The organism is Neobacillus novalis NBRC 102450, from assembly GCF_001591805.1.
GTDB lineage: Bacteria > Bacillota > Bacilli > Bacillales > Cytobacillaceae > Neobacillus > Neobacillus novalis.
Map to the genome: position 1 here is coordinate 1 of NZ_BCVP01000043.1, position 14,724 is coordinate 14,724.

At 36.2% G+C, this 14,724-nt stretch carries 15 protein-coding genes and 1 pseudogene; 11 read left to right on the forward strand and 5 right to left on the reverse strand.

Features of this window, described 5'->3' with window-relative positions; genetic code table 11:
• A partial coding sequence (locus tag BANVL01_RS23005) for a nuclease/transposase family protein (protein WP_501193478.1) occupies positions 1 to 801 on the reverse strand: 801 nt, incomplete at its 3' end.
• 354 nt (positions 802 to 1,155) lie between these two features.
• On the opposite strand from BANVL01_RS23005, the gene BANVL01_RS27520 reads away from it, so the two are divergent.
• The 5 genes and pseudogenes from BANVL01_RS27520 (at position 1,156) to BANVL01_RS23020 (ending at position 4,817) form a co-directional block, all read left to right on the forward strand.
• Entirely contained in the window at positions 1,156 to 1,332 is a 177-nt protein-coding gene (locus BANVL01_RS27520) for a hypothetical protein (RefSeq protein ID WP_156482395.1), read from the forward strand.
• A 1,191-nt stretch (positions 1,333 to 2,523) separates the two neighbouring features.
• Complete coding sequence (locus tag BANVL01_RS23010) at positions 2,524 to 2,943, forward strand: GNAT family N-acetyltransferase (RefSeq protein ID WP_066086940.1); 420 nt, start codon at positions 2,524 to 2,526, stop codon at positions 2,941 to 2,943.
• A gap of 330 nt (positions 2,944 to 3,273) precedes the next feature.
• Entirely contained in the window at positions 3,274 to 3,573 is a 300-nt protein-coding gene (locus BANVL01_RS23015; RefSeq protein ID WP_066086942.1) for a hypothetical protein, read from the forward strand.
• 289 nt (positions 3,574 to 3,862) lie between these two features.
• Positions 3,863 to 3,984, forward strand: a pseudogene (locus BANVL01_RS26985) (DNA alkylation repair protein); the annotation flags it as partial.
• Between the two features lie 221 nt (positions 3,985 to 4,205).
• Positions 4,206 to 4,817, forward strand: coding sequence for an MOSC domain-containing protein (locus BANVL01_RS23020; RefSeq protein WP_066096466.1), 612 nt, complete (start codon positions 4,206 to 4,208; stop codon positions 4,815 to 4,817).
• 153 nt (positions 4,818 to 4,970) lie between these two features.
• On the opposite strand, the gene BANVL01_RS23025 is transcribed toward BANVL01_RS23020, so the two are convergent.
• On the reverse strand, positions 4,971 to 5,342 hold the full coding sequence (locus BANVL01_RS23025) for an iron chaperone (RefSeq protein ID WP_066086945.1): 372 nt from the start codon (positions 5,340 to 5,342) through the stop codon (positions 4,971 to 4,973).
• A 356-nt stretch (positions 5,343 to 5,698) separates the two neighbouring features.
• On the opposite strand from BANVL01_RS23025, the gene BANVL01_RS26990 reads away from it, so the two are divergent.
• Positions 5,699 to 5,947: a hypothetical protein gene (locus BANVL01_RS26990; RefSeq protein ID WP_235845721.1), complete on the forward strand. Its 249-nt coding sequence runs from the start codon at positions 5,699 to 5,701 to the stop codon at positions 5,945 to 5,947.
• A 64-nt stretch (positions 5,948 to 6,011) separates the two neighbouring features.
• Here BANVL01_RS26990 and nfsA read toward each other — a convergent pair whose 3' ends face one another.
• Positions 6,012 to 6,761 carry an oxygen-insensitive NADPH nitroreductase gene (nfsA, locus tag BANVL01_RS23030; RefSeq protein ID WP_066086946.1) on the reverse strand — a complete coding sequence of 250 codons (750 nt, stop codon included), beginning with the start codon at positions 6,759 to 6,761 and terminating at the stop codon, positions 6,012 to 6,014.
• A gap of 276 nt (positions 6,762 to 7,037) precedes the next feature.
• On the opposite strand from nfsA, the gene BANVL01_RS23035 reads away from it, so the two are divergent.
• From BANVL01_RS23035 to BANVL01_RS23045, 3 genes are all read left to right on the forward strand, one after another.
• Complete coding sequence (locus BANVL01_RS23035; RefSeq protein ID WP_066086949.1) at positions 7,038 to 8,168, forward strand: NADH-dependent flavin oxidoreductase; 1,131 nt, start codon at positions 7,038 to 7,040, stop codon at positions 8,166 to 8,168.
• 373 nt (positions 8,169 to 8,541) lie between these two features.
• Positions 8,542 to 9,096, forward strand: coding sequence for an NADPH-dependent FMN reductase (locus BANVL01_RS23040; RefSeq protein ID WP_066086953.1), 555 nt, complete (start codon positions 8,542 to 8,544; stop codon positions 9,094 to 9,096).
• Positions 9,097 to 9,502: 406 nt separating this feature from the next.
• Positions 9,503 to 9,685, forward strand: coding sequence for a Fur-regulated basic protein FbpA (locus BANVL01_RS23045; protein ID WP_066086956.1), 183 nt, complete (start codon positions 9,503 to 9,505; stop codon positions 9,683 to 9,685).
• A 153-nt stretch (positions 9,686 to 9,838) separates the two neighbouring features.
• Here BANVL01_RS23045 and pssA read toward each other — a convergent pair whose 3' ends face one another.
• Together pssA and BANVL01_RS23055 are read right to left on the reverse strand one after the other, a co-directional pair.
• A complete protein-coding gene (gene pssA, locus BANVL01_RS23050; RefSeq protein ID WP_066086959.1) occupies positions 9,839 to 10,330 on the reverse strand; it encodes a CDP-diacylglycerol--serine O-phosphatidyltransferase in 492 nt (163 codons plus the stop codon).
• A 251-nt stretch (positions 10,331 to 10,581) separates the two neighbouring features.
• Positions 10,582 to 12,060: a SulP family inorganic anion transporter gene (locus BANVL01_RS23055; protein WP_066086962.1), complete on the reverse strand. Its 1,479-nt coding sequence runs from the start codon at positions 12,058 to 12,060 to the stop codon at positions 10,582 to 10,584.
• A gap of 476 nt (positions 12,061 to 12,536) precedes the next feature.
• Between BANVL01_RS23055 and BANVL01_RS23060 the strand changes: the two genes are divergently transcribed.
• Together BANVL01_RS23060 and BANVL01_RS23065 are read left to right on the forward strand one after the other, a co-directional pair.
• The gene (locus BANVL01_RS23060; protein ID WP_235845723.1) at positions 12,537 to 13,829 is read left to right on the forward strand and encodes a M28 family peptidase; all 1,293 of its coding nucleotides are present in this window, start codon (positions 12,537 to 12,539) and stop codon (positions 13,827 to 13,829) included.
• A gap of 298 nt (positions 13,830 to 14,127) precedes the next feature.
• Positions 14,128 to 14,694, forward strand: a complete 567-nt coding sequence (locus tag BANVL01_RS23065; RefSeq protein ID WP_066086965.1) for a dihydrofolate reductase family protein — start codon at positions 14,128 to 14,130, stop codon at positions 14,692 to 14,694.
• Positions 14,695 to 14,724: the final 30 nt, after the last annotated feature.

Here is a 14,724-nt window from a genome sequence, read left to right on the forward strand (position 1 = left end):
AACTCCTAAATCAATACCCATTACTTTTTTCGGCTCAAAAATGAATTGATTGATTTGTTCAGCTGTTCTTACAATCGCCCTTTCTTTCTGTTCAGCTTTGAAAACGATTTCCACAACATATTGACCATAGGAAGGTACAATCCGGACCTGTTGCAGCTTCCCTTCTGAACGGGCTACCTTTCCTAATTTCAGTTGAAGGCTTGTTCCCGGTAACTTGAGAACATTTCCTTCCTTGATTTCTGTGATTTGATTCGTTAAATAACACGTTGTTCTGCCTGTTTTTGATTTGTATTTTGGTATCTTCGGTTTACCTGAAAAGCAGCCTGGATGGATTTTGTACTTTTTTGATGTTTTAAAGAAACTTTTCCAATCATCAAATACTTTTCTCATCGTTTGTTGATTAGACTGTGAGGGCATGGAAGTGTAATCAATCTGCTTCATGACTTTAAATAAAGCCTCTACAAAACTATACCCAATGAATGCTTTTTCTTCGTTGGGCATTTTAAAAAGTTTTAGCTTCGGTTCGATTTCTTTGCCCTTTTTATCTACTTTCTTAGGCTTTTCCATTTCCTTTTCATAATGTTTCAGTCGAATTTCATTCATTATCGGTAAATGTGTTTCGATATCCATCAGAGCTTGTAGTTGATTTTCATTTTTCTTTTCTACCTTTAAAGCTGTATATACCTGTCGAACGTAGTAATTCGTAATGTTATACAAATTTTTCGCTTTGAAGCAGAGAGAATCGCAATATTCGAATAGTTCATGGTCGGAATGGATTTGTATTTTATAGGCGCTATACATTCTTTTCACCTCCTCCAAAAGGAACTTATGTTCCTATTATATCAAATAGGTTGATAGAATACAAAGTATTTGTCCATTTCAAAAAATAAAAAAACAGCTTATATCCCCATATCTGAAGTTAGGGGTTTTACGCTGCTTTCTGATAATAGTTATGTAAATCTTTTTCAATATAAGGAGAAAGCAAGTTCATAAGCATATCCGTGAATAAACGGGCATAAAAATATTCCAATTAAATCGAGCTTAGATTACCTCACATAAGCTAAGTTTTTTAAGTTAAATTTCATTAATATTCAGATAAACAATTGTTAAATTTTTCAAATTAATATGCTATACTTTTATAAAGGAGGAGTGGAAATGACTTTTAAAAAAGGTTTTATTTGGGGTTACCTAGTGTTCGTCCTTGCAATGGCAATTGTATATTTTACGATTCCTCGTGAGCATTCTTTAATTGCTCTAATATCGGTAGCGATTCTATTTGGTTTATATCAATTTGTTTTAAATTTACAAATAAAAAAGGAACGTAAAAATTAGAAATAAATCCTTCCTAATATTAAAGGAAGGAATTTACCACAAGTAGAAGATTGTGAATCAGTGTTCTTAAGCTATCGGTGCAAGAGTAAAACAAAAGTGATGTTACTGCTGCATCTTTTTTCTTGTTGTGTTAACTGGCAGTTTAGTAGAACAATCGTTATTAGCTTTTATTCAACAATATTATCAATGACCCCGGGCTGTTGGTTTATTGGAAGTGCTGCAAAAGTAAGGTAATGTAATTTTTTCTATTCGATTAGGGAGGTTTATTTTCCGAAGTATCTGTATCTTCGAAATTATTTATTTCCATAATGTTCCACCTATTATATAATTTTCCTTGTAAATATATTTTTAGGGGGAGATTCATATTACATACTTTGGTAGTATTATCTTTGGCGCGCTTGTAGGAATATTAACAATATTATTTTTCATTCACACCAGAATTGTAAAGTATACCTACACAGCACAGGAACTTTTAAATGAAATTTTAAAAGAGTTAAAACAAAAGAATAAGGTGGATAACCAATAATGAAAAATGTACTAAGAAGGAGTCTTTTTGATATGTCCCTACACATTAAGGGATTATATTTTGTTAAGGTAAAAAAAGATTGTAAAGATTTTCACTTAAACTAACTGGGGCTTTAGCTGAAGAGCAAAGTGACATAAAAGTGGGAACTTCAAATGAAGTTCCCTAATTTTTTGATTTTGATAAAAATGTTATTGGCGCATAAAATCGCACACGAAAATACAAGATGTGGCTTTAAAATTAAGTCGTACCATTTATAAAAAAGTTGCGCTGTTTCACTTAGAACAAGTAAGAGCTATTCATTTTTATGAACTTCTTATCCAACGATTTTCTTCTTTAAAAATGTACATTGCTGATGATCGTTTTTTGCAGTAATCCCTGTAATGAAAATTCATCTTATTGGATATTTAATAATTTAATTTAAAAAATGCCTTTGTTTTCTGCAATTATCAGTGTATGAAAAATATAAATAAACATAAGTTCCTCATACACCAATTTTTGATGACGCGCGAACAACTAGTTAGCTGTGATTATGATTATAGTTAAACATTCTAGGATTCCCTAATGATAATGATATTATAGTGTTAGATAACATTTATTATTTTACCTTCAGTGGTAATAACTTAAAAAAGCAATAATTAGTTTAAGTAAGGAAAGAGAGTGAATTCATGAAAATTAGAGTGGCAAATGAGTTAGACTATCCAGAATTAAGAAATGTGTATTTGCAATCACGTAGTAAAACATTTTTTTGGGAAAATACCGAAGAGATGATTTTGGAAGATTTTGATAAGCACACTGTGGGAGAGCATATCATATTAGCCGAGGAGAACAATCACATCCTTGGTTTCGCTTCTTTGTACTTACCCGATAATTTTATCCATAATTTATTTGTTCACCCAGACTTCTTAGGTATGGGTGTTGGTGGACAGTTGCTTAATGCTTCTATAGAGAAAATGAATCGTCCATTGAAATTAAAGTGCGTATCTAAGAACCAGAATGCGATGAAGTTCTATGAACGGAATGGTTGGAAAAAGGTAGTTGAAGAGGGTAATCCAAATGAAAAATATTGGATTATGATGTATGAATAAACATGTCAATACCCTTGGATCATTGAAACTAACGTTGCGGTTTATTAAGAAATATAATTTGTAAGAATGATATAACTTTTTTATAATTTTTCAGCACTCAGATCCAAAGTGTCTTATTCGACTAACGGGTGCTTTAGTTTCACAACAAGGGGGCTGTTATCGGCGGTCCTTTTTTATTATCGTTATTTAACTAACAAAGCAGGATGGTTGAATTAAAATAATTCCTCTAAATACTAAATTTTGTTAATATTATACTATCGTAGATGCCATCTTCATCTTTCCAGGATAGGGGGATGGATGGGCTATCGTTTAGATTAGGAGGTAGAGGTTTTGGAGAGTTTGATATTCATCGGACTTCCGATAGTTATTATTGCTTTTGCAATAGCTTTATTTTGGGCGGCTGGATTACCGAAGATTAAAAGAAAAAAATTATCATTTGTTATGATTGGGTTAGGATTAAATGTAATCACCACTCCATTGGCATTATTTATTGGTGTAATGGCAACAGACTCCCCGACCAGCACTACAAATAATTTTTGGGCAGGATTTCTCTTCATCCAGGGAATACCACTCCTCATACTAATAATTGGAATCTTAAAATGGTTTATTGACAGAGGAAAAAATAAATGAGTTTATAAATAGTAATAATTAAGTTACGATGCTCTGAATGATTGTAATATAGATATTTTTTACATTTGGGTCAATTTCAGTCTTTTTTGTTCAACTATATGGGCAGTATTCTTGTAATGAATGAAATTTAAAAAAGACAAGTTTGTGAAGAAATATACTTAAACTATAGGGTGCGTTTCTTTAATAAGGAGGAACGCTCTTTTGACTACCGGAAAAATTTTTAAAAAAATAAATTTATATGAAAAATAAATATTATTGTAGCTTGTCCAATATTGCAGTTTCAAAGGCAATAGGTACAGTAGAAGTCAAACGGAACATGAAAAGAAGCAGTTTCCTAAATGCCTACGAAAGTATTCAAAAAGAGGTCAATAAAGGAAGGCTTGGTTTAAACGCAAGTATGTAAGATGTTAAAATGAGCCTTGCATCACGAAACATTCTTCACTTATCCAGGGCGTTGATCCAACAAGGATTTAACGCTATTTTTGTTGAAAATCTTAAACAATAAATTTAATATAAATGATAAAATTAAAGAATACTAAACAAAAAATAATAATAGAAAGTGGGTACATATTACAGTGACAAGTAGTAAACTTATAGAACTAAAAAACTTTTCAATTGGCTTACCCCAAAAAATGAAGTTCGAGAATAATAAGGAAATGGATACAGGAATTTGCAAACAAACAATTGAAGAAGCTCACTTAACAAAAGATGGATTTCTAGGAGATGGAGTTGCGGACTTACGGAATCACGGAGGTCCAGACCGTGCCGTATGTGTATACCCATATGAACACTATTTGCTTTGGGAAAAAGAATTTGCGAATCCTTTACCATCCTCAACTTTCGGTGAGAATTTAACTGTAACGAATATGTTGGAAAAAAATGTTTATATTGGGGACGTTTTTCGTCTTGGAGAAGCTGTTATACAAATAACTCAAGGTAGAATCCCGTGTAGCACAATTTCAAAGAGAACGAATAATCCATTTCTTCTAAAAAGGATGGTACAAACGGGTTTTACAGGTTATTTGTGTCGTGTATTAGAAGAAGGTATTGTCCGAAACGATTCTCAAATTTCATTATTGGAGTCACATCCAAAAAAGGTATCCATTCTATATGGAAATGAGATTTATTTTCATAAGCAAAAGGATGTCGAAGGGATAAAAAGAATATTGGCTGTTGAAGAATTGGCTAACGAATGGAAAGAACTGCTGGTAAATCGGTTAAATAATCTTACTGATCCTCTTTAAATTATTTTGTGTTTTTCTGTAAACATCTTATTAAGATATAGAATCTTTTAATTGAGTAAGTCCTTCTTCAATTAATGGGCGCATTTCTGGAGTAAGAATTTTCAGGAGCCCTAAAAAGCCCTCACAGGTTTTCTAAGTGTTATCTGATTTTTCCTATTTCCTCCAAAAATTATTATATTTTGCTTTATCCTGAATATTATATTCAATCATTTTCTCAAGTAATTCGTAATTTACCGGCTTATTCCACGGAATTCGAAACAAGCCTTTGGTAGCGCTGTAGCCAGCTTGTGCAATGTCATCGGCAAAGTGCGCAATGCCTGCTTCTTCGGGTGAAACGCTCAAATGATGTTTCGCTGTGGAAAAGCCGATGATAAATGTGCCATGGACGGAAAAAATTGGCGTATTCCACTTGATTTGCGGTTCCAAATTTGGGAAATGGTTAGCAACCCACGCCAAAATTTCCTCTGTTCGGTCGCGGTGGTCGGGGTTATCGATACCTGCTAAATATTTTTCAAAAACTTCCATGTTGATCCCTCCTAAAATAAAAATTATGTCGTCAAAATGGCTTAAAACGCAAATTAGAGGCTTTACGGCACTTAAGTAAGTACAAAGTAGAAACTCTTAAATTAAAACACTAGAACTAGGTTTCGATTTAGGAGTTTCTATGTCTTTTTAAATCTTCCATTGGAAACCATCCAGGTCTGCAGACAATCTTTTGCCAAAGAGGAATCTGGCACAACAAGATGAGACCCGGTGTCTTTCTTTAGTTTTGTTTCAATTTCAGACTCTTTTCCCTTCGCTTAAATCAATTTGCTTTGTTTAAGAACAATGGACTAGGTCATATTCATAAACTATTGTATCAATTACAGAGGGTGTTCAATGTGAGAAACATAAGGGAATATCAAACACAACCAATGATCGGTCAAGCATGGACTGGTAGACATGTTATCTTGCTTCATTGTACAAACAATAATCAGGTAATTACTCTTTATAAAAGTTTCCACGCTCCGATTGAGCCGCCAAGGCAGAATTGCGCAGAAACCTTATCGCAGTTACTCAGTATCGGTTATCGTATTACGGCCATTACACCCATCGCTTCAAATCAAATTCAATACGTTTTAGTCCTTTGATTTTTAACCATTGAACAAACCAAACAGGGGGCAATCCCGCTGTTCTTACAAATAGCTTACATTTCTAACGTAAATCCAGTTTATTTTTTTGAATAAACTCCTTCATATACATGCGAGTCTGCTTTTCAAGCATGGCAGCCATTTGTTCTGTCCAGTGATCTTTTCTAACTCCGTTTGTTCTTTGCTGATAATAGTTTGCGATGATCTCATTATAAACATCGAGCTGGTGCAAATTAACTTCCTTATTTTGTTCATATCCATTTTCGTGATAAACATGTTCAAAAGGTAGTCTTGGTTTTTGACCGGTTACTTTAGCTGGGTATCCAACAGCCAGTCCAAACAATGGGATGACACGGTCTGGAATATGTAAAACTCCTTTAACTTCTTCAAGGTTGTTGCGAATGCCGCCAATATAGCAGATTCCTAATCCAAGTGATTCAGCTGCAATGGCAGCATTTTGTGCAGCCAGAGCGGTATCAATTAAAGCGACCATGAATTTTTCGGTACTCTCAAGTGATGCCTCCACGTTTTTATCTTCCTTCTCCCCGATAAGGGTATGACGATATAGGTCAGCACAAAATACAAAAAAGTGGCCGTTCTTTTCCACATACTCCTGATTTCCGGCAAGCTCTGCTAATTTCTTCTTTTTAACAGGATCCTTAACACCGATAATGGAGTATGCCTGAATAAAGCTTGATGTAGCAGCTGCTTGTGCACACGAAACAATCGTCCTTATTTGTTCTTCAGTTAATGGCTTGTCCTCAAAATGACGGATTGAACGATGGTTTAGGATTGTGCCAATTACATCATTCATCTCGTACACCTCGCTGTTCATCATAATTTTTTGGTTGGAGTGATTATATCAATCAATGCAATCTTATTCAAGAAATGAACGTAAACTACAACACTTTAGAAGCACCCATTAATGGAGTAAAGATAATCTATAGTTAGCTTGCCTTGTTGAAGAATAGTTAGTGCAACAACCGGAAAAATTATACAGGTACTCTACTATTATTAAGCATATTTACTGCATTTTTTATATCGTAAAAGTATGATAAAAGGGTTTACTAAAATGCGGAGGTCGAGAATTATGAATCCAAAATATACACCATTATTCCAGCCAATTAACTTGCGCAGCGGAATTCAATTAGATAATCGTGTCGTTATGGCACCGATGACCAATTGGTCTTCAAATCCAGACGGTACAGTTTCAGATGAGGAAGTAGCTTACTATAGCCGCCGTTCAAATGGAGTCGGAATGGTTGTCACAGCTTGTACATATGTCACAGCTAACGGAAAAGGATTTCATGGTGAATTTGGAAGCGATCGTGATGACCTGATTCCAAGTTTACGCCGACTAGCTTCTGCCATTAAAGAACAAGGAGCGAAAGCAGTCCTGCAAATTTTCCATGGCGGCAGGATGTGTCCGCCAGAGTTAGTTCCAAATGGAGAAATTGTTAGTGCTAGTGCTGTTCCGGCAGAACAAGGTACAGTATCCCATCAAGTTCCCCGCGCTTTGAGTGCAACAGAAATTCAATCCATTATTCGTGATTTTGGCGAGTCTACCCGGAGAGCGATTGAAGCTGGATTTGATGGGGTTGAATTACATGGAGCGAATGGCTATTTAATTCAGCAGTTCTTTTCACCACATTCCAACCGACGTGAAGATCAGTACGGTGGAAGTTTGGAAAAAAGATTATCCTTTCCAATTGCCGTTATAGATGAAGTGAAAAAGGTAGTAGCTGAAAATGCGAAACAGCCATTCCTCGTTGGATATAGATTCTCACCAGAAGAGCCTGAAACACCCGGAATTACCATGGCAGATACTCTTGCCTTAGTGGATGTTTTGGCTAGTAAAGAGCTTGATTACCTTCATGTTTCGGTAACGGAGTTCTGGTCAACGCCAAGACGTGGTGTGGAAGATTCCCGATCTCGCCTTGAAATTATTCAGGAGAGAGTGGGGGATCTTGTTCCGGTGATTGGTGTAGGCTCCATTTACACTGCAGACGATGCTTTAAAAGCGATTGAAACTGGTGTTTCAATGATTGCAATCGGACGAGAGCTAATTATTGACCCTGATTGGATTGAAAAGGTTAGACAAGGAAAAGAGTCTGAAATTGAAACAAAACTAAAGAATGACGCTCAATCTCGTCTTGTTGTGCCAGATCCTCTTTGGCAAGCGATTGTCAACAGACCTGGATGGTTTCCAATTGAAGATTAATAAAGGCATAAAACTCCCAAATCGAAACCTAATGTTTCAATTTGGGAGTTTTTTCTTTTTACACACTTAAGTGCCCTTTACTTGTTTAAAAATGATTATAATGAAGAAATTAGTCCCCGCCAGTAACACCGAGTGATTCGCCCGTTCTTGTACTTCTTTTGAAAGAGGCAGAGAGGGGACTTTTTTTGTATAGATTTTTTGTTATTGGATAAATTATATGCGGGAAGTTTTTTGGGATCTAAACTTTCGGAAGCAAAAGATAATAGATTTTGGAATCTTCAAATATGTGAGGCGCTTTGTTTGACAATGCTATTTATCTTGAATACAATTATCTTGAATTAAAAATAAATTTCAATAAGAAGGATGATTTTACATGACGAAAATTGGGATCTTACATGGTAGTTTACGAAAAGAATCATTTTCAAAAAAACTTGCAGCACATGTGGCAGAATTATTCCCTGCAGGATATGAAACGGAATTTGTCGAAATCGGAAATCTTGCTTTATATAATCAGGATTACGATGATGAAAACAATGCACCGGCAGATTATTCGGCATTCCGTAACACAATGAAGGGAATTGACGCTGTATTATTTGTAACGCCGGAATATAACCGTTCTGTTCCAGCTGTATTAAAAAATGCCTTGGATGTAGGTTCCCGTCCTTATGGAGCGAGTGTATGGGATGGCAAACCAGCCGCGATTATCAGCCAATCTCCTGGCAGTTTAGCTGGTTTCGGTGCAAACCATCATTTACGTCAGTCGCTTGTATTCCTCAATATGCCAATCCTTCAACAACCAGAAGCTTATATTGGTAATGTGGCAGATTTATTGGATGAAAACGGAAAAGTAAAAGATGAAAATACTGTTCAATTCCTACAATCCTTTGTTAATACGTTTGTTGAATTGATTAAGAAACATCAAGCGTAGAATATTTCAAATCTTTAGCAGATATAAAACGATCTCAAGTCGAAGGGTCGTATAGCGAGGAAAATTCAATTCTATATTCAAGCTTCTCTTGTGACTCAATCTAATTTTTTTAGGTTGAGTCTTTTTTTGCAGCAGGGGGAAGAATCAATTTATTATGCGGCCACTAGTAGAATAACCATTTTTTTAAAAATATAGGGACCTCATAGGAGATCTCTATTAAATAATTACTATAGTTCTGTTAAACAATAAGGATTTATATTTTAATTCATACTTTACAGATAGGAATTATAAGTTTATAGTAATAGTAATAAATTCGCTCATTAATAAAAGGGATTAACAGATTTCTGGAGCTACTTAAAGAAAATGTAAAGGAAAAGAATCTATAAATAGTGAAGGAGTGGTTCTAATGAAAAAGGATGTTGAAAAAAAGAGACAAAAACTTATAAATAAACTGATATTCTTTCGTGTTTATGTAAAAGAGGATCAACAACTTTACGAATTTTCCCTTTCAAAACTGGAAAATGAATATAAAAGATTTAAATTCCAAAACCATCCACATGGTGAGTTTGGCTCGATTCAATGGAGATAATGTTTATAAAATAATTAAGCCAATATAGACAAGGTTTTATAGAAATCCTGTCTATATTGGCTTATTTTTTATGCAAAAAGAATATGGCCATGAACGTCATTTTGTCATTCCAAAAGCAGATCACGCGACTGCTAGCTTTTACAAAGGATAAAATTAAAGTTTTTTAACCCTTATTGGACTTACCATTAAGAGAGCGAGGATTAAAGTAATCCATGCATTGCTATATGAAAAGAATCCCATACCAGCTAATGGCAATCCAGCGGCAGGAATAGGCAATCCTTTAAAATACCCAATGGTTGGTTTAACACTAAACCTTGCTAATCGTAATGCTCCCATGGTTGGGAAAAGGATAAATGCTATAGATGTTAAAATGGATGGGGCTGCTATCGAATGAAATAGAAGTGCAGGAGCAACTCCGAAACTAACAATATCAGCTAAGGAATCCAGTTCTACGCCTAATTCACTGTTTACTTTTAATTTCCTGGCAACCCTTCCGTCAAGAAGGTCTAAAATAGCCGAAAAGAAGATAAAAACGGAGGCTACTTCCCAAAAGCCACTCATATTAAAGGTAATGGAAAAAACACCGCACAATAAATTTCCGATTGTAAATAAATTGGGTACAGCTTTTATTATCTGACTGAACATGGCAGCTCCCTCTGACGTTAATAATCCGCCCATTTAAGTAGTATTTTCTATTTATTCTTCCGTTATCCTTAAAAGATTAGAATGTAATCATTTTCCAAATAAATAAATTCTTAATCTTATATTCAGAGAACGAAAAGGTTTCTTTTCTATACTTTTTGCTTTAAGTGGGTCGTCATTGCAATGTGTTTGGCTATTTTTTGGTTGACTGAAACAAAAAACACGCTGAGTTGATTCAGCGTGTTTTCCACATTTTACTGATTTGAAACTTTTTTAAGTGCACTTGGAGAGGTATGCACAGAAAGTCTGCCAAGAAGTTTAGTGCTATCTAAATTTAACCCAATCAGATTCACCTTTACTCTATTTTGCTGATACTTCAGGACGATTTTATCAATCGCACCAATAGCAGAGTCATCCCAAAGATGGGCATTTGAGAAATCAATATCAATTTCTGTTATATCTTCTTTAAAATCAAATTGATTGACAAAATCTGTTACAGACGCAAAAAAGAGCTGTCCTGATACTTGATAAATCTTTTTATATGAACCTTTTCTCGAAATCGTTTTAATCTCTACTTTTGAAATTTTTGAGGCAAAGAAAATCGCACTCAAGATTACCCCTATGAAAACTCCAATCGATAAATTATCCGTTGCAACGACAGTCACGACTGTCACAACCATAACGACAGTTTCCGATTTAGGCATAATCGGCAGTTTCTTCAATGAAGACCAATCAAACGTACCAATACACACCATGAACATGACAGCTACTAAGGCAGCCATCGGAATTTTAACAAGGACATCATTCAGGGCAATAATAAGGATTAATAAAAATACAGCAGCCCAAAAAGTGGAAAGTCTTCCTCGGCCGCCTGACTTAACATTGATTCCGGATTGACCAATCATGGCGCAGCCAGCCATACCGCCAAATAATCCTGAAACAATGTTGGCAATCCCTTGACCACGCGCCTCTTTATTTTTGTCACTCCCCGTGTCCGTCAGATCATCGACAATTTGAGCGGTTAAGAGAGACTCTATCAAGCCAACAACAGCGATTCCAAGTGAATAAGGAAAAATGATTCTTAGTGTTTCTAGATTAATAGGGACATTGGGAATAAAAAATGAAGGCAAGGACTGACTTAAATGTCCTAAATCTCCGACTGTATTTACGTGAGCTCCCGTTGCCACCGAAATAATCGTGATGATAATAATGGCAACAAGTGGGGAAGGAACAGCCTTGGTTATCCGAGGGAAAAGGTAAATGATGGCTAATCCTCCCGCAACCATTGCGTACATCACCCATGACTGCCCTTTAAAATGGGTTAGCTGCGCCATAAAGATTAATATCGCCAATGAATTAACAAAACCCACCATAACCGAACGAGGAATAAATTTCATCAATCTCGCTACTTTTACTGACCCAAAAATAATTTGGATCATCCCTGTCAGGATGGTGGCGGCCAATAAATACTGTAATCCATGATCTTTAACTAACCCGCCCATTAATAAGGCTGTTGCTCCAGTAGCGGCCGAAATCATCGCGGGTCTGCCGCCAACAAAAGCGATTACAAGGGCAATACAAAAGGAGGCATACAAACCAACCATGGGATTCACGCCCGCAATAATTGAAAAGGCAATGGCTTCTGGAATCAATGCTAAAGCAACAACGGTGCCTGAAAGTATATCACCCTTAATATTTCCGAACCATTCATATTTAATTGTACTTACATTCAACAAGTAACACCTCATTTATTTAGGATTATTTTTGACTTTCAACTCTCATGAAAGTCGGGTCCGTTTTTACCACCTGAAAGTATAACTCAATGTGACAATTTTGTGAAATGCGATGAAAACGCTATTATCGGTAAAATACTCTTATATCATTCGTTATTCACCAATTTCATGTGGTTTCTGCCTATTAATTTAAATCTAGTGCCTTTTACAAAACACGCTGCTAAATACCTACAAAATGTGAATTTTGGCGTTTGGGGACTTCTGCCTATCATTTCTAACTAGTTCATGGTTTATCAACATAGTTTTACATTATACTTCCTATATTTATAGTGAAAAGGTAATTGTTAACGTCGATTATTGTTTCTTTTTGTAAAATCAATGAAGTTTACTAAACTATTAAAATCGTCGATAATCAGTCGGAAACGTTTTCAAACGATAAAAAACTAGGAGGGATTTAATGAGTAAGTAAAAAAATGATGTCAGTTTTATTAACGGCAGGGTTAGTCCTAAGCGTCAATGCAGCATACGCACAAGGACCAGGTGAGGCCCCAAACTCAAATGCAGCCTCAGCGTTTGACAACAAAATTATCAAAAAAATTAGTGCAGACAACATGTATAACACGATTGCCCTATTGTCAAAGGAGCCACGGACGGCAGGTACCCCGGGGGAACTAAAGGGAGCACAGTACATAAAAGGACAGTTTGAGAAGTATGGGTATGAAACGGAACTGCAGCCTTTTGCTTTCTATGATGTGGTGAGAACCAATGTAAGTGGCGTTTTAGAAATTGGCGGCCAAGATCTAAAGCCATACGTATTTTCCGGATCATTTAGTGGTGAAGTAACGGCGGAAGTCGTGAACGCTGGTAAAGCAATCTTGGGTACCGTCCCGGATGCGGTGAAAGGGAAGATTGCCCTAGTCGAGCGCGGCGATAACACATTCGTTGACAAGGTGAAAAATGTTATAGAAAAAGGTGCAGTCGGCGTTATTTTATATAATAACACCGGAACTGCTAATAATGTGGGAGTTGCGGATCCAGGACAAAATATCCCGGCGGTAACGGTTACGAGGGCCCAGGGTACTACCCTAGCAGAGCAGCTAAAAAGTGGCCCGGTAACAGCGCATTTAAAAGTAACAGGCTCAGGGTATAAAGTAGGAACTTCCTACAACGTTATCGCCAAAATGAAACCAAATAAAAACAAAGATACCGGCCAGATTGTCATGGTTGGGGCGCACCATGATTCTGTTCCAGGTGGTCCAGGGGCAAATGATGATGCTTCGGGTGTCTCTGCGGTCCTTGAGCTAGCCAGAGTCATGGGCAATATGCCGATTGATACGGAGCTGCGTTTCGTGACATTTGGTTCCGAGGAAAAAGGCCTGTTAGGATCTTACCATTATGCAAGTACGTTAAGTGATACAGAAGCGGATAAAATTGTAGCCCACTTCCAAATGGACATGATTGGAAGTAAAGATGCCGGCGGTGATAACAAAGCAAACGGATTAATCATGTATACGATTGATGGTAAGAAAAATTTAGTCACTGATCTCGCTTCCGCTGCCGGTGTTAGAACAGCAATGGGTGAAGCCGTGCCATATGGCCAGTTGGGACGAAGTGACCATCAGCCATTCCATGAACTGGGAATTCCAGCAGCATTATTCATTCACTCACCGCTTGAGCCATGGTATCATACGCCGGCCGATACCATTGATAAAATTGATAAAAACAAGCTGCAAGAAACCGCGGAAATCGTGGGTGCCGCCGTCTATTAAATCGCTCGGCCGGACACACCAGCACTGCAGCACTCCCGAGTTGCTCCGCAACCGGTCGATTATGATTTCGAAAATCGTCCACCAGGAGCTTAATAAATTTTATGAAAAAAATGGCGGAAGAAATGGATCCGCCATTTTTTTGTTTTTTGGCTCTGTTAAAGATATGTGTTGATATTTGCTACCTATTCGAATTCTTGATATTATGAACATAAGAACAGACATTCGGGTGGCAAGGTGGGCAAAGCGTTCAGCAACTTGTTAGAGTAAAAATATCTGAATGATAACGGGAGGAAGAGTTATGTCAAATAACGTAAAACAGAGAAGAATAATTTTAGATTTAGCAGTTACTTTAGATGGATTTATTGAAGGGAAAAATGGAGAAGTTGATTGGTGCATCATGGACTCTGAGATGGAGTTTATTAATTTCTTAAACCAAATTGATACTATTTTATATGGAAGAAAAAGCTACGATTTATGGGGACAATTTACTCCAGAAGCTATTGATGATACTGAAAAAGAAATATGGGAATTAGTTCATAGTAAAGAAAAATATGTGTTTTCCAAAACTCAAAAGGAGACCGATAATAAAGCGATATTCATAAAGGATAATATTCTTGAAGAAGTATTAAAACTAAAGAATAAGCCTGGTAAAGACATCTGGCTATATGGAGGATCAAGTCTTATTACTACTTTTATCAATTTAGGGATTGTTGATGAATTTAGATTATCTATTCACCCTGTTATTTTGGGAGAAGGAAAACCGTTGTTTATTGATATAAAACAGAGGTTGAGTTTAAAAATGGTTAATACAAGAACGTTCTCTTCTGGTGTTGTCCAACTAATCTATCATTGGGAAGGTAATTAATATATTTTAAAATTATCAACATTAAATTTT

Bases quoted from the DNA above. Each gene is read 5' to 3' on its own strand.
- BANVL01_RS27520 (WP_156482395.1), top strand. From the start codon at position 1,156: ATGACTTTTAAAAAAGGTTTTATTTGGGGTTACCTAGTGTTCGTCCTT.
- BANVL01_RS23010 (WP_066086940.1), top strand. From the start codon at position 2,524: ATGAAAATTAGAGTGGCAAATGAGTTAGACTATCCAGAATTAAGAAAT.
- BANVL01_RS23020 (WP_066096466.1), top strand. From the start codon at position 4,206: ATGAAGTTCGAGAATAATAAGGAAATGGATACAGGAATTTGCAAACAA.
- BANVL01_RS23025 (WP_066086945.1), bottom strand. From the start codon at position 5,342: ATGGAAGTTTTTGAAAAATATTTAGCAGGTATCGATAACCCCGACCAC.
- nfsA (WP_066086946.1), bottom strand. From the start codon at position 6,761: ATGAATGATGTAATTGGCACAATCCTAAACCATCGTTCAATCCGTCAT.
- BANVL01_RS23035 (WP_066086949.1), top strand. From the start codon at position 7,038: ATGAATCCAAAATATACACCATTATTCCAGCCAATTAACTTGCGCAGC.
- BANVL01_RS23040 (WP_066086953.1), top strand. From the start codon at position 8,542: ATGACGAAAATTGGGATCTTACATGGTAGTTTACGAAAAGAATCATTT.
- BANVL01_RS23045 (WP_066086956.1), top strand. From the start codon at position 9,503: ATGAAAAAGGATGTTGAAAAAAAGAGACAAAAACTTATAAATAAACTG.
- pssA (WP_066086959.1), bottom strand. From the start codon at position 10,330: ATGTTCAGTCAGATAATAAAAGCTGTACCCAATTTATTTACAATCGGA.
- BANVL01_RS23060 (WP_235845723.1), top strand. From the start codon at position 12,537: ATGTCAGTTTTATTAACGGCAGGGTTAGTCCTAAGCGTCAATGCAGCA.
- BANVL01_RS23065 (WP_066086965.1), top strand. From the start codon at position 14,128: ATGTCAAATAACGTAAAACAGAGAAGAATAATTTTAGATTTAGCAGTT.